This is a genomic window from Mesorhizobium sp. M1252, assembly GCF_040318265.1.
GTDB lineage: Bacteria > Pseudomonadota > Alphaproteobacteria > Rhizobiales > Rhizobiaceae > Mesorhizobium.
Genome location: NZ_JAMYLX010000019.1, coordinates 1 through 13,143, shown reverse-complemented (window position 1 = coordinate 13,143; position 13,143 = coordinate 1). Strand labels below are relative to the sequence as shown.

Here is a 13,143-nt window from a genome sequence, read left to right as displayed (position 1 = left end):
GGGTGAAATGTCTGACGCCGAGGTTAGCCCTGCCGCCACCGAGGACGAGGCGGCCCTTGCCACCCCGTTCGTCAAATGCCTCGTGCGGCTGATCCGTGCCAATGATTCCCACGGGTCATGGGAAGGCAAATCGGACGCCGAGCTGCTGGGCGACTTCATCATCACCAGGGAACAGCGCCGTGCAATTCCAATCATCGGCGATCCCGATCCGGACGTGCTGTGGAGGCTCGACAAGTTCTACACCGCCGTCGGGCTTGCGATTGAGGAACGCTCCGGCCTGATGGCATCGCCGATGATGGAGATGAGCCACGAGGGCTTCGGGCGCGTGCTTTTCACGGCCGGGCGACTGGTCGTTCTGTCCAAGACCCTGCGCGACGTCCACCGGTTCGGCTTCGAGACGTTCTGGAAACTCGCCGCGGCCGGTACCCAACTGGCCGGCGATGCCATGGCAGCCATTGAGGCTCATCCCGAGGTGGCGCGGGCGTGATGCAACCGACTTTCGATCGAGGGGATCATGTCAGGTCTTGAGGACATGCGGTGGCCAGCCCTCTCAATTGAGGCGGTCCAGGCCGATATGGTTCTTGGGGTAGCGCTGATGAAGCCAGGGGTACTGATCTGTTCGCAAGATGCGGAGTTGTATCTGTACTACAGCCACATTCTGGGGGTGGATGGCTTCAGGATTGAACTGGCCAGAAGCGTGGAGGAAGCGCTGGCATTAGCCAGTGAACGGGAGCCGCAGGCCGTGGTGCTGGACTGCCAGCCGGCAAGCTCGACAGGGTCTACCATCTGTGCCCAGCTCAAGGCGGAGTTCCGGAACAGAGGCCTGCTGGTTATTGCGCTGATCGCGCCCGGCGCCGAAAACCAGCAGCTCGATCTCTTGAAGGCAGGTATTGACGAGAGCTTTGTGCGGCCCTTCACGCCGGCGATGCTGCTCGACTATCTACGCACGAAGCTGGCGCTACCGAAGCCGGGTTCAAACGGGATCGAAAATGGCAGCTGGCTCTGCTGCGGCAGCCTTGAGATGAAGCTCGATGCCCACCGAGTTCGCGGCAATGGCCACGACATCCACCTCGGACCTCTCGAATTCAACCTGCTGCGGCAATTTCTTGCGGCTCCCGGCAAGGTCTTCAGCCGAGACGAGCTGATCGACGCGGCCTGGCCGGACAATATCCATGTCGGTGAACGCACTGTCGACGTCCATATCAGCCGGATCAGAAAGGCGCTGAAGGCGGCCTCGCCAGGTAGCGTCATTCGTACTGTCAGGTCTGCCGGCTACTCGCTCGAGAAGCTGGACGACTGAATCGCGAACGGATGGTGTGCCACTCTCCGTCTTCGCTGGAAGGCAAGTCTTGCGGTTCGAAACGCGCTACGGGCCCGACATCTCAGGGGGAAGCAGTCAGATGGCCTTCAAGAAAATACTCAGTGTGACGGGAGCTGACCATTCCGATCAGGACGTCGCAATAGCTGCTCGCTTGTGCGCCGAGGTCGGCGCGTATCTTTCCGTACTAATTATATCGCCTCCGCCGCTCCTGATGTCGCCTCCGCTTATTGGGTCCCCTCCGCCGTTGGGCGGTGGCATCCCCGAGTGGTCTAGACACCGCACACACCACATTGCCGCACGGGAACAATTTTCACAGGAGATGGCCAACCTGGAAAAGACATGCAGGGAAATTCACAAAGTGCTGAGAGCCACGTGGCGCTGCTATGATGTCGACACCGAACACTGCGACAAGGCTGGCGTCGGTGACGCGGTGCGACAGCGGGCGCTCTGCACCGACCTGACAATCGTCGGCCCCGCACTTCTCAACGAGACTAGTCTCGGACCCCTTGTTATCAACGGCAGCTTGTTCGACACGGGAAAGCCGGTGCTTGTCGTACCGGAGGGCGCTGAGGCGACTCTGTCTCCACGGCGCGTGCTGGTCGGCTGGGATTCGCGAGTCGAGGCGTCCCGTTCGATTCGAGAAGCGCTGCATCTGCTAGCCGGTGCTGAGGAAGTTCGTGTCGCAGTCGTCGATCCGGAGGCGACCTGCACCGGAAACGGCGCCGAGCCGGGAGCCGACATCGCTGCCTATCTCACTCGGCACGGTGCTCGGGTTTGGGTCGACCGGCTGGCGAGCCGCGGCAAACCGGTGGCCAAGGTGCTAGCGCAGCACGCAATCGACACGTCTGCCGACGTGATCGTCATGGGCGCTTATGGCAGCCGCTGGTTGCGCGAGCGGCTCTCCGGTAGCGTGATAAGATGGATAGTTGGCACGCCTTTGCCGCTGTTTTTGGCCCGCTGACGGGTTCTGAAGTAGCACCGATGCTGTTCAAAGCTCTACTCCGCTGGCCACCTACCCTGATACCAAGTTGGAGGAAGGTCGCCGCAAACGAGCAGGTTTCGCGAAGCTCATGAGCAACTTGCAAGCGCCGTCGCAAAGAACATTCCCCGGACGCCTCTAACGCGCTCGGTGTCTGCTCGCCGGGACAACCCGTAACGCGCAGACAAACGGCCGGGCAGAAGCCCAGGCACCCTCAATGCGCTCGAAACACCAATACTCGAGCCGGCGTCAGGTCGAGAAAGAGAGTCGTTTCAGCGCGGCAGGCCGCGTTCGGACCATAGCCTCTTCGTATTGGCGTTATCACGATTCCCTCACCACTGGCCGGGAACTGAACACGGAAACGACTGTGCAGCGGCCAACGCACCGACCTTCGAGTCCGACGGTCGGGCTCTTGCCGGCCCTCGGCGCGAACGGTGGCATCAATCACGTAGCATCGCCTGAGATGGTAGCCGTCAGCGGCGAGGGCGGCCTCATCTTCGGCGTTTTCAGTCTGCCTTGGCCCATCGCGTGGCGACCTAGCGGCATTCAGGCCGGCCAATTCCGACAACGCTCACATTCGCACCAGGTGGTCCCTGTAGGGCTTGCGCACAGGGACACAGAACAACAAAAGTAGGATCCGGGAGAGTTCACCGGCCCGGCACATGCCGGCAGATCCCGGCTCTCTTCGGGCCGATCACCTCCTCGATCTGGCGTTATTCGCGACACGCAGCCGGACATGACCGGCTTCGTCGTGAAACTCTGGCGTTGCGAGCCAGGAATTCAAGCGCAAAGCGGAAGAGGTAGGGCAGAGGCGATGCTCGGATGGAGCGGCGCCTGCAATCGCAATGGCGTTGCGCTACCACCTGAGCGACCGAAACGACAAGAAGCTTAAGCAAGGCTTGAGGCGGACAATGATGACGAGGCTGGCGGTAGCCAACGCGGTCATGCATCTGTTCGTCCCTATATGTCGAGAAGTCGGTGGCCACGCTTCTGCGCCGACGGGAAGCGGGTGATGCGTGTCCAAGACCTGACAGTGGCGGAAAATATGTCGTGTCCAATACAACCGGCGATCTTGGGCGCCACAGAAGTTTTTCAAAGCATAATCAAGGATTTACCGTACGCTGAGCGCGTTGGCACGGCCTTTGCGAATTGAGATTCAGCAACACTGAGTGAAGGCTGACTGCACGCAGATGCGCATGACGAACAATGCTCTCCCTTCGTTGAACCCTCGTGCCCCGTCTCAAAAGGGGAACAAGCTTGCGCATAAGGTCACGCAACCTTTGGCAACAGCTTTGGAGGGCAAGATGATGTTGCAGATGGGGTCACCGGCTCCTTCGATCCAAGTGGAGGACTGGCTGCGTGGCGAGCCCCTTGCGGACTTACAGCCCGGCAAAGTCTATATCGTCGAATTTTGGGCAACTTGGTGCGAACTATCTGCGGCGGAGATGCTCGAGCTGATGCAGCTACAGGAGAAATACAGGGACAGCGGACTTGAGGTCCTCGGGATCGCGGCTGATGAAGAAGCTCCAACGGCCGTCGAGGCCCGGACCAAGTTGGATGCGTGGTTGGCCGAAAAGTGCCCGGATCTGAATTATCGGATTGGGTTCGACTTCACAGGCGAAATGAAGAAGCTTTGGAGGGAACCCAGCTTTTGCGTCGGGATTCCGACCTCGTTCGTAGTCGACCGAGACGGCTGCATCGCCTTTATCGGTCATCCGAGCCAACTCTGTGAGGTTTTGCCGAAAGTGTTCAACGGCAGCTGGCCTACCAGCAACAAAGCGAAAGCCGCCGATCAGCAGCGGATCGCCACAAGCGAACCCCTGGCGCGCGGACAAGCGCTGAAGAAGCCGATCGATGACAGGTTGTGGGCGGCGGTGAAGCTGGAAGATTGGAAGACGGCGCTCTGGGCGATCGAAGAGGGCATCGCCTTGATGCCGGACGACCTCAATTTCCGCTTGGCCCATGCACATCTGTTGCTTCACAAAATACAAGACATGTGGACCGGCTTGCCCGTGATGCGCCAGTTGGTTCGCGACGCGATCGACAAAAACTACGAGGATTGGATGGTTTCGGCGCTAGACCAACTTTTCCATCCGGCCAATGACCATTCGCGCCTTCCCCCTGCTGAGCGCTTCGCGATGGGCAAGGAGCTGTCCGAACACATCCTGGCGCTGAATCCCCCGCAAGGCGACAGTCCCAAGTTCCGATCTTATCCCGCCGCCGCCCGGTACTATCACGAGAACGGCAACAATGATCGCGCGATCGAGTTGGTCGAACTGGCACTGACGTCGCTGGACGGTCCGGAGCCTATCCCGGCCGAATTGAAAGAGCAGCATCTGCCGGATTTGCTGCAGGCCCTCGCCAAGTACAGGCGTGCGAAGGCTTGTTGCGGCGCTCTCTTTGCCGCTGCGCAAAACAGTTTCCCGAAGGTGCCAAAGCGCGGTCGGCCAAGAAAGAAAGATAAAAAAGGGTAATTGGTCGAAAGGGCTTACTGGCCACTGCGTCCATTTCCCTCGCGTGACCGCAGCAAGGAGGGTCCATGCAGCACTTGGTCGATCGTTTGCAGCAGGATCGAGGCTCGAATCTTCATGGCCTCCGGCCGCATTGCGGCGGAAGTGATGTTCGACGCGAATTCGCGTGGAAGACTTCGCAGCCGAGGACGTGTTCAAGGTCGGCCAAAGGGACGTCAATTGCGTGGAATCAGCGGCGCCGAGCCGGGCGTCGGCTGTGCAAGTGTGCCCGAAGTAGGCGTCCCAGAAAACAGACATCGTGCTTCGAGGAAAAGGACTGAAATGAGGAGAAGGCGAAATGTCTGATGCCGCGGTCAGCTCGGCTGTCAACGCGGACGAGGCGGCTCTTGCCATGCCTTTTGTCAGATGCCTCGTGCGGCTAGTCCGTGCTCAAGACTCGTATGGCTCGTGGGAAAGGCAAATCGGGCGCCGAACTGCGGGGCGACTTCATCATCACCAGAAAACAGCGCCGTGCGATCCCATCATCGGCGATCCCGATCCGGACGTGCTGTGGAGGCTCGATATGTTCTACACGGCCGTCGGGCTTGCGATCGAGGAGCGCTCCGGCCTGATGAAATCGCCAATGATGGAGATGAAAGCCATGGGGGCTTCGGACGATTGCTTTTCACGGTCGGGCAGCTCTCGTTTTGTCCAGACGTCCATCGGTTCGGCTTCGATACGTTCCGGCAACTCGCGGAGGCCGGTACGAAACTGGTCGACGATGCGACTGCAGCCACTGAAGCCTATCGCGACGTGGCACGGGCGTGAAGACACCGATTTCGAGGAAGGATCTATGTCAAAGCTGGACGAGATGGGAACGAAAGTCCGAAAGCTTCGGCTGCGCGCGGCAATTGCCAAGATGAAATTGCGCGACCTTGCAGAGGATCTCCCGGGAAAATGGACGGAGATAGAGGAAGTTGCCGAGGGAGCGTCGGCCGTTTTTGCCGAGTTGGATGGTGCCAGGAGAGAGCTCGCTGCCATGAAGAGGTTACGATGAGGAGCACATTCACCACCCGCGACGGCTCCGGATGGATGCCGGAATATCTCACCGCTATAGACGGCACGACCTGCATCGGCTGCGGCCGCTGTTTCAAAGTCTGCTCGCGCGAGGTCATGCATCTTTACGGCGTCGATGACGCGGGTGAAATCCTCGGCGCTTGCGACGGCGAAGACGACGATTTCGATGGCGAGCTCAATCGCATGATCATGGTCGTCGACCATCCCGGCCGCTGCCTTGGCTGCGGAGCCTGCGCCCGCGTCTGCCCGAAGAACTGTCAGACCCATGTTGCGGCCGACCAGGTCGGAGCATGATCTGAGGAGACAAAACCAGGAGAACGCCGTTGCCCTTTAGAATGTTTTGCCGCGTCCTGGGGCTGGTGCTGTGCAGCACCGCACTGACTGTCTACATCGCTTCTCATTCCGTCGGCACAGTAGTCGTCACGACGCTGGCTTGTTCGCTGCTCCTTCAGCTGGCGTATTTCGCAAGCGTGCTCTTTCTGATCTGGCGGTCTGGCTTGGTTAGCCGAGCTGGCCAAAGGGCTGAGGATTTCGGCAGTTGCAAGGAAGTTGGATCCGAGCCGCCAGACCTTGATGAGGTGACGAATGAATCCGCAGATTTGCTCCAGCGCGATCAAATGGTAGCCATATCGCTGCTGCTGCCTTGAGGTGCCATGACAAGGCCGGTGCTCAAGCTGGGACCACTTTAGACCAACCATAAATATTGAGCAGATATTCGCGGGACTACTTTGCTTGAGAAGTCGATTGGCGACCGCAGTCCGGTCATTCTAGTATTCCAGGAGATGCAGTTCTTGAATGCCATACCATCGTAGCCCTCTCGCCGGCGTGCGGTTGCAACTCTCAATCACGAACGAGGCGCTGGAAATAGTAGTGGGACTCTTCGGCGCCGGATAACGCAATGACCTCAAACCAAAGACACCTCTAGAATGACTCATACATGGCTAATTCAGCTCCATCGCGTATTGCCGGAGAGAACATGCTGGAAAAGTTCGAACGCTATCCGCTCACCTTTGGGCCCACGCCCACTGAGAAGCTCGACCGCATCTCCAAGCAGCTGGGGGGCAGGGTGGAAATCTACGCCAAACGCGAGGACTGCAACTCCGGTCTCGCGTTCGGCGGAAACAAGCTCGGCAAGCTCGAATAGATCATCCCCGACGCGATCGCGTCAAATGCTGATACGCTTGTCTCCATAGGCGGCGTGCAGTCCAACCACATGCGGATATCGCCGCGGTCGCCGCCAAGATCGGGATGAAATGTCTCCTGGTTCAGGAGAGCTGGGTACCCCATGAGGACGCCGTCTACGACCGGGTCGGCAACATTCTCTTGAGCCGGATCACGAGCAGAAGTGCGCCTTTTCGACAAGGGCTTCGATATCGGCATCCGCCGCAGTTGGGAACAGGCGCTCGATGAAGTCAATCAAGGGGCGGCAGGGCCCTGCGCGATACCGGCCGGGTCCTCAGTTCACAAATAATGAAAGTTTCGCCGCGCGTCGGTCCTTCGTGATTGAACAGAATCCCGTTGCTCGCGTAGCCCGTATGCCTCACGATAGTTCACCGTGATCCAGTAGGCGTAGAGCTTCGCCACCGCATAGGGCGAGCGTGGCGGGGTCGTTTCCCTCTGCGGGACATGCTGGACCAAACCAAAGAGTTCGGAGGTGGAGGCCTGGAAAAACCGCGTTTTTTCCTCAAGGCGAAGAATGCGGATCGCTTCCAGCAGCCGCAGCGTGCCGAGCGCATCGGCATTCGGCAGGCTGTGTGTCCTGCAAGAGACGGATCAGGTGTGTCGCATCCGTCATGTCCCCGTAATGCAGGACCATGTCGGGATGGTCCTCGTGCGGGTCTTGATAGATGTGGTCGATGCGCCGGGTATTCCCGATCAGCGAGTCTCGCCGCTTCAGGCCATGCACCATGTAGCCCTTCGCAGGCAGCAGTTCGGCAAGCAACGCGCCGTCCTGGCCGGTGATACCTGTAATGAATGCTGTACGCCGAGGTGAACTCATTTGTGATATTTCCGTGGATGAAGTCTGCTATGTTCGTGCATGAAGCATTTTGACAGGAGGTCAGCGGCACACGCGAATGACTTCCTGTGCGCTACTAGCGCGGTGTCATCAACGCTGTATGCCCGTCTTAGCTGGATCTGCGCCTCAGGTGATAAGAAAGGCGTCCGGATCAAGTGTGGTTTGCACTCGGACATCAGCGCCAGAAGGGCTTCGCCTCCCGCACGACGGGAGAGATTCTGTAGACGTCGCCTTCCTGAAGCGACGTCTTTCCATGTCCGTTAATCTTCTTAAAATCGATTGTTTCGATGAAATGCATTTACAGGATGGATGAACTCTTATATCGATTAGTCTAGGTGAAGGGGTCAGAGCCTTTAAACGCAGATCAACCTAGCGAGATCCGCGCCGCGTGGAGATGGCAAGAGCCGTTTTCCGCGCCACAGTCCCCAAACAACTGGGTGGCTGCCCTCCCTTAAGAGAAGTTTCCGGGTGCGGAGCTGCCCTATTAGCCTACGGCCAATAAGCGACAACGCCGTGCAAAATCGGCCGCCGGCCCAAGTGTGTCCGTCGTCAGGGAATTTGAGATAAGTGGCGCTCTGATTTAGCGGAGGCTCTGGCGCATCTCGGTTGTCATTTTAAGCGGCGTCTCTGCGGTGTCGCAAGCGCCGTTGTTCGATGGGTCTTTCGCTTGATCTTCTCTCGTTGCAACAGGATGGTTTGGCCGCGCCCGCAGTAGACGTCGGCCTAGACTAATTAGATTAGGTGAGATTGTCGGGGCTCTCGTGGTAGCGCCAGTGATTGTAGTGCTCGATGAAGGCGGCGATCTTCCTGTCGAGATCGCCGGGTAGGAAGGAGTTTTCGAGCAGAAGACGGTTCTTCAACGTCTGGTGCCATCGCTCGGGTCTGGGGATGGCTGGGCGCGCCACGGGTATGCTCCATGTTTTGACCCGAGAGCCAGTCGGCCAGGCCGCCGGCCAAGTAGCACGAGCCGTTGTCGGAGAGCAGCCGCGGCCGCTGATACTCCGCCGCTCGATCGCAGCCGGAAGCCTCGAGCGCCATCGTCAGCGTGTCGGTGACGTCTTGCGCCCTCATGTCGTGCACAGCTTCCAGGCGATGACGTAGCGGGAGACGTCGTCGAGGATGGTCGACGGGTAGAACCAGCCCCAGCCGATCGCCCTCAGACAGGTGAAGTCGGTCTGCCACAGCGGGTTCGGCGGGGTCGTCCGAAGCCTCCGAGACAAAGTAGCTTTCGGCGTCGGTAAACATCACCGCCAGCTCGCGCGGCGACAGCTCCGGCCGTTGAGGGCAAGCTCGACGATCCACTCCCGCACGTCCTCGGGAACGCGGTCCCAGACGCGGCCTGGCTGTGGCCGGCGATCCGCGAGCGCGTCGACACCGCCGCTCAGGAACCGGTCATACTAGCGGTGGAAGGTGGCGCGGGGAATACCGAGCTTTTCCAGCGTGCGGCGCGCCAGCAGATGCGACTGCTCGACGAGCCGTATGATCTCAAGCTTCTCGGAGGCGGGATATCTCATTCCTCGTCGCCCCCATCTGCGATCATGCTTTTTTGAGCAGTCGCAGTTCCAGCGCCCGCTCGGCGACTACCTCCTTCAAATCGCGCGTCTCGCGGCGCAGCACCTGACCTCGTCGGTGGTCGCGGCGCGCCGTGTCACCTGCCTGATAAAGACTCTCGGCGAACCTTCGCGTCGGCACAGCGCGGCGATCGATTCCTCGCCGCGCAGACCTTCCAGCACGACGCGGATATTCTCTTCCGCTCCATACTGCTTGCGGGTAGCGCGGCGTATGTCCTTGATGACCATCTGCAGACGGTTTCGGCCTCCCGCCTTTCTGTCTCATCTTCGCTCCTCTGAAGGGCTACGATGAGCCAGAAATCCTCCCTTCCCCGTTAAGCCAATTCTGTCTCACTGGCGCTGACGCCGGATTCGACAACTACCAAGAGCGATAGTTGAGAAGGTGGGAATGCCATTTTATGACCTACAATATCCTGCCGCCGAAAATACCCGGGGGACATGGATATGCATACGCGTTCCCGCGAGAGTTGTGATTCTGTGGGATTTTACAAACTCGACCGAGAACACGATGTACTCGCTGCGGCGGATCCGCCGTGCCCGCAAATAGACTTTCGCGGTGGCTAACGCGCTTGGTCTACATGACCCGTCGAAGAGCTGAACGTGGCGCATGCCGCCGAATTGTTGCCGACCAGCGAGGTTCGCTTTGCTCGCCGTGGAAGTCGCCGATCAACGTAGTCACGTAGTAAAGGAGATCGAAAAATGGCTGAACTCAAGGCAACACCCTCACAAGCGTCACGTGATCGCTCATTCTCGACGCTAGAAGACTCTGGCTGGTCAGCGGTCCCAATCGTAACAGAGCTAACTGATAGGGAATTTGCGACGAATTACCGAGATGCAATGCGGCCGGTTCTCCTACGTGGCGGCTGTGGGGCTTGGAGCGCCTGCCAGCGCTGGTCGCCGCAGTATTTTGATGAAGTCGCCGGATCACTCACTGTGCCCGTCAAGACGCTTAACAGCAGCGAGATCAAGGTTACTTCTTGGCGGCTCGCAGATTATGCTCGGTTCGTCATGGAGCAGCCGCCCGGCGGGAATGGAGCCTCATCCGACGGGAGCGCAGCTCCGTACTGCCATGACATTCCCCTACTCGGCCTGGTGGAAAATCTGGCGGGGGATTGTCAGCCCTTTCCGGCAAATTTTCTCGAGCCGTCGTATCGCTCGCATTGGTGGCGCTACTCGCAGTTCTTCATGGGTCCGGCAGGGACCGTTACCCCCCTCCACTTCGACACCTTGCTAAGTCACAACCTCTTCTTCCAGATTTACGGCGCCAAGCATTTTACCATCCTTCCGCCTAGCCAGGCTGGGCGATGTGGACGCCGCGGCTGGAGGTGGTTTGATGTCGACCCCGAGCAACCGGACCATGTGCGCTTTCCGCAGTATCAGCAAGCGACACCCGTCGTCGTCACCGTAAATGCTGGCGACATCCTGTATATGCCACCCGGAACCCTCCACCACGTCCGCAGCTTATCGGCCTCGATTTCCTTTAACATCGATTTTCACACGGACCGGAGCGTATTGCATGCGCTGGCACATGCGAACAATGGAATGCCGACAGAAGTCGCCTACTACAACGCGATCACGGCATTGGCAGTAGTCGCCAAAATACCTGAATCTGTGACCTTTCCATTGTACCGGCCCTACTTGAGCTATGTAAGTTGATAGGGTGAGCCGCAGAAGCCCGCGAGCAACGAACAGTCAGAGCGAATCATTGTGGCGGCTCAAGGTCGCGACACAGCCGCGCCGGGTAATTCCCAAGCATGTCGATTTCAATAAAGACCATGATCTCACAGAGATGAGTAACGCAGGATGGCCATTCGAGATTCTGACTGCTCCCATCCAATAAGCAAAGGGATACGGCCCTAGCAATCCCGGTACGGTTTTCCGGTATGCGCAGATCAACTGGCATGATCTAGGCCTCGATCGGGGGCGTTCGGCGGGCCAAGCCTACGTGCTGTAGGAAAGCTGAGCGTACGCTGGCCGATGCGATGATGCTCGCTGATTGGACGCTGAAACATACGCTTGAAGAAGTTCTGAAGCCCGGCGTGACGAAGGGTGTGATTTTTCATACCTTTTGCGCGAAAATGCAGGGTCCCGATTCCACGGTCATTGACAAAGGTTTGACGCAGATTGATGAGCACACCTGGCGTCGGCGCCTTGGTTGCGCTCACCTATCGCTCGACGGTGGACGACCCGACGCGGTTTGGAAAATCCAGTACGGTCGGAGCCTACCTCGGGCTTACGCCAAAAAAATATCAATCCGGTGAGACCGATCGGGACGGTGGTGTCAGCAAGGTCGGCGACGCCATGGTGCGAACCGCGCTCTTTGAAGCGGCGCACATCATGCTGACGCGAGCGACCCGCTCCTGGGGCGCGAAGAACGATCGGTCATGCCTTCGCGGCCATCAGTCTTGAACCGCTCAACCACGCGCCACGATCTTGGCCGACACACCGTAGGTCTGCGCCGCAAGGGCTTGGGAAAGACGTCCCTGGATGACCGATAGAGCCATCTCCTCTCGACGCAACGGCGTCAGACGGGCATTCTTGTGGATGTTCATTCGGACCTTCCGGTGAGTGCTGAAGCCTGGTAACTCCAGTCTCCCCCGGTTCGGTCCGAATGGACAACCTACCGAAAGCTCACATCTAGCCCGTCCTGTTCACGAGCAGTTGGTTCCCTTGTCGCTGAGCGTTCGGACATGAAGGTGTGAGGCGTCTTTTTCACCACAACTGAGACTCGACTTTGGAACGCGCTGGAGGTCGGCTGATGCGGGTTCATTGGGGCTTTGATGCTCCGGCGCTCATGGCCCTGTGGGCTGCAGCGTGATGGCGATCGCTCGGAACAGACTTGCCTCGGGACAGGTGGCGGCGAAGGCCAGACGGATGCGCGAGACGGTTTCGGTAACGCGGGCGCCGAGCTTGAGAAGCCTGAGCCGCAGCGTAGCGAACTCGGCGTTGCACAGATGATGGGTCGTGGGCACCGCCTCGCGCAGGGTGAGCATCAACCAGTATGCGGCGGTGTGCAGGACGAGACGGACCTGGTTGGCAATCGGTGAGCGGCAGCTGGTGCGGTCGGAGGCGAGCTGGCTCTTGTGCATCTTGATCAGGTTTTCGGCCTGGCCGCGGGCGCAGTAGATCACGTCGTAGACTTGCTCGGCGGAGCCTTTGTCGAGATTGGTGACGACGAAGCGGATGTCGAGGCCGAGGGTGGTTGCCTCGATGCGGGCGCAGGCGCGGCGTTCCGTCTTCCAGGATTTCGCCTTGTATTGGGTCTCGGCATAGCCGCGCAGCACCGGCTTCTGCTCGAGCGCGCGGCGGGTGCGGATATCGTCGGCGGCTTCATCACGAGACGCCGGAGAACCTTGTTGCCGGGCAATCCGAAGAGGTAGTCGACCCGCATTGTCCTCGCACCATGCCATGACTTGCGCCCGGCCATAGTGGTCATCGCCGCGGATCAGAATGCGGGTGATCGGCCAGCGGGCGCGGATGCGCCGGACAAGCCGGCGCAGATGGCCGCGGATCTCCTTGCCCGCAGGGGGGCCTGCCAGGACGCAGAATCATGGCGACCGGACATGTCGATACCGGATCAATACTCCCCAGAAGTGCCGTTTGAATCTTCCTCAGTTTAGTGTTGCCGCCGGGCTTGCCGGGGGCGCCCCCGCAGAACCGGCGCCGGGCCACTACCCAAATGTGGTAGGGTGGGGTGAGGGGGATGGGGGTGGTCAAACAAGGGGGCG

Annotated in this window: 10 protein-coding genes and 6 pseudogenes; 11 read left to right on the top strand and 5 right to left on the bottom strand. The window is 59.4% G+C overall.

The window, feature by feature from the left end:
- The first annotated feature begins 7 nt into the window (after positions 1-7).
- From NKH22_RS27170 to NKH22_RS27130, 9 genes and pseudogenes are all read left to right on the top strand, one after another.
- A complete protein-coding gene (locus tag NKH22_RS27170; protein WP_352911750.1) occupies positions 8-487 on the top strand; it encodes a NifX-associated nitrogen fixation protein in 480 nt (159 codons plus the stop codon).
- A gap of 27 nt (positions 488-514) precedes the next feature.
- Positions 515-1,300, top strand: coding sequence for a response regulator transcription factor (locus NKH22_RS27165; RefSeq protein ID WP_352911747.1), 786 nt, complete (start codon positions 515-517; stop codon positions 1,298-1,300).
- A 379-nt stretch (positions 1,301-1,679) separates the two neighbouring features.
- Complete coding sequence (locus NKH22_RS27160) at positions 1,680-2,282, top strand: universal stress protein (RefSeq protein ID WP_352555895.1); 603 nt, start codon at positions 1,680-1,682, stop codon at positions 2,280-2,282.
- A gap of 1,322 nt (positions 2,283-3,604) precedes the next feature.
- The gene (locus tag NKH22_RS27155) at positions 3,605-4,774 is read left to right on the top strand and encodes a TlpA disulfide reductase family protein (protein WP_352911744.1); all 1,170 of its coding nucleotides are present in this window, start codon (positions 3,605-3,607) and stop codon (positions 4,772-4,774) included.
- A gap of 334 nt (positions 4,775-5,108) precedes the next feature.
- A pseudogene (locus NKH22_RS27150) lies at positions 5,109-5,578 on the top strand (NifX-associated nitrogen fixation protein).
- 25 nt (positions 5,579-5,603) lie between these two features.
- The gene (locus NKH22_RS27145; protein ID WP_352911741.1) at positions 5,604-5,807 is read left to right on the top strand and encodes a CCE_0567 family metalloprotein; all 204 of its coding nucleotides are present in this window, start codon (positions 5,604-5,606) and stop codon (positions 5,805-5,807) included.
- Positions 5,804-6,121 (top strand): ferredoxin III, nif-specific, encoded by a 318-nt coding sequence (fdxB, locus tag NKH22_RS27140; RefSeq protein WP_352911739.1) that lies wholly within the window; start codon positions 5,804-5,806, stop codon positions 6,119-6,121. The genes NKH22_RS27145 and fdxB overlap by 4 nt, the downstream gene beginning before the upstream one ends.
- A 29-nt stretch (positions 6,122-6,150) precedes the next feature.
- Positions 6,151-6,474 (top strand): exopolysaccharide production repressor protein, encoded by a 324-nt coding sequence (locus NKH22_RS27135; RefSeq protein ID WP_352911736.1) that lies wholly within the window; start codon positions 6,151-6,153, stop codon positions 6,472-6,474.
- Positions 6,475-6,803: 329 nt separating this feature from the next.
- Positions 6,804-7,295, top strand: a pseudogene (locus tag NKH22_RS27130) (pyridoxal-phosphate dependent enzyme); the annotation flags it as partial.
- Here the strand turns inward: NKH22_RS27130 and NKH22_RS27125 are convergent.
- A pseudogene (locus NKH22_RS27125) lies at positions 7,264-7,826 on the bottom strand (GDP-mannose 4,6-dehydratase); the annotation flags it as partial. The pseudogenes NKH22_RS27130 and NKH22_RS27125 overlap by 32 nt on opposite strands.
- 632 nt (positions 7,827-8,458) lie before the next feature.
- Positions 8,459-9,643 (bottom strand): annotated as a pseudogene (locus NKH22_RS27120) (DDE-type integrase/transposase/recombinase).
- A gap of 471 nt (positions 9,644-10,114) precedes the next feature.
- On the opposite strand from NKH22_RS27120, the gene NKH22_RS27115 reads away from it, so the two are divergent.
- A complete protein-coding gene (locus NKH22_RS27115; RefSeq protein ID WP_352911734.1) occupies positions 10,115-11,071 on the top strand; it encodes a cupin-like domain-containing protein in 957 nt (318 codons plus the stop codon).
- A 236-nt stretch (positions 11,072-11,307) separates the two neighbouring features.
- Here NKH22_RS27115 and NKH22_RS31580 read toward each other — a convergent pair whose 3' ends face one another.
- The gene (locus NKH22_RS31580; RefSeq protein WP_502908602.1) at positions 11,308-11,580 is read right to left on the bottom strand and encodes a hypothetical protein; all 273 of its coding nucleotides are present in this window, start codon (positions 11,578-11,580) and stop codon (positions 11,308-11,310) included.
- Here NKH22_RS31580 and NKH22_RS27110 point away from each other — a divergent pair.
- Positions 11,534-11,773: pseudogene (locus NKH22_RS27110) on the top strand (transposase); the annotation flags it as partial. The gene NKH22_RS31580 and the pseudogene NKH22_RS27110 sit on opposite strands and share 47 nt — an antisense overlap.
- A 4-nt stretch (positions 11,774-11,777) precedes the next feature.
- Here NKH22_RS27110 and NKH22_RS27105 read toward each other — a convergent pair.
- Positions 11,778-11,967 (bottom strand): annotated as a pseudogene (locus tag NKH22_RS27105) (leucine zipper domain-containing protein); the annotation flags it as partial.
- Between the two features lie 240 nt (positions 11,968-12,207).
- Positions 12,208-12,894 (bottom strand): transposase, encoded by a 687-nt coding sequence (locus tag NKH22_RS27100; RefSeq protein WP_502908604.1) that lies wholly within the window; start codon positions 12,892-12,894, stop codon positions 12,208-12,210.
- Positions 12,895-13,143 lie beyond the last annotated feature (249 nt).

Coding starts and splice junctions, on each gene's coding strand:
- NKH22_RS27115 (WP_352911734.1), top strand. CDS start 10,115: ATGGCTGAACTCAAGGCAACACCCTCACAAGCGTCACGTGATCGCTCA.
- NKH22_RS27155 (WP_352911744.1), top strand. CDS start 3,605: ATGATGTTGCAGATGGGGTCACCGGCTCCTTCGATCCAAGTGGAGGAC.
- NKH22_RS27145 (WP_352911741.1), top strand. CDS start 5,604: ATGTCAAAGCTGGACGAGATGGGAACGAAAGTCCGAAAGCTTCGGCTG.
- NKH22_RS27170 (WP_352911750.1), top strand. CDS start 8: ATGTCTGACGCCGAGGTTAGCCCTGCCGCCACCGAGGACGAGGCGGCC.
- fdxB (WP_352911739.1), top strand. CDS start 5,804: ATGAGGAGCACATTCACCACCCGCGACGGCTCCGGATGGATGCCGGAA.
- NKH22_RS27165 (WP_352911747.1), top strand. CDS start 515: ATGTCAGGTCTTGAGGACATGCGGTGGCCAGCCCTCTCAATTGAGGCG.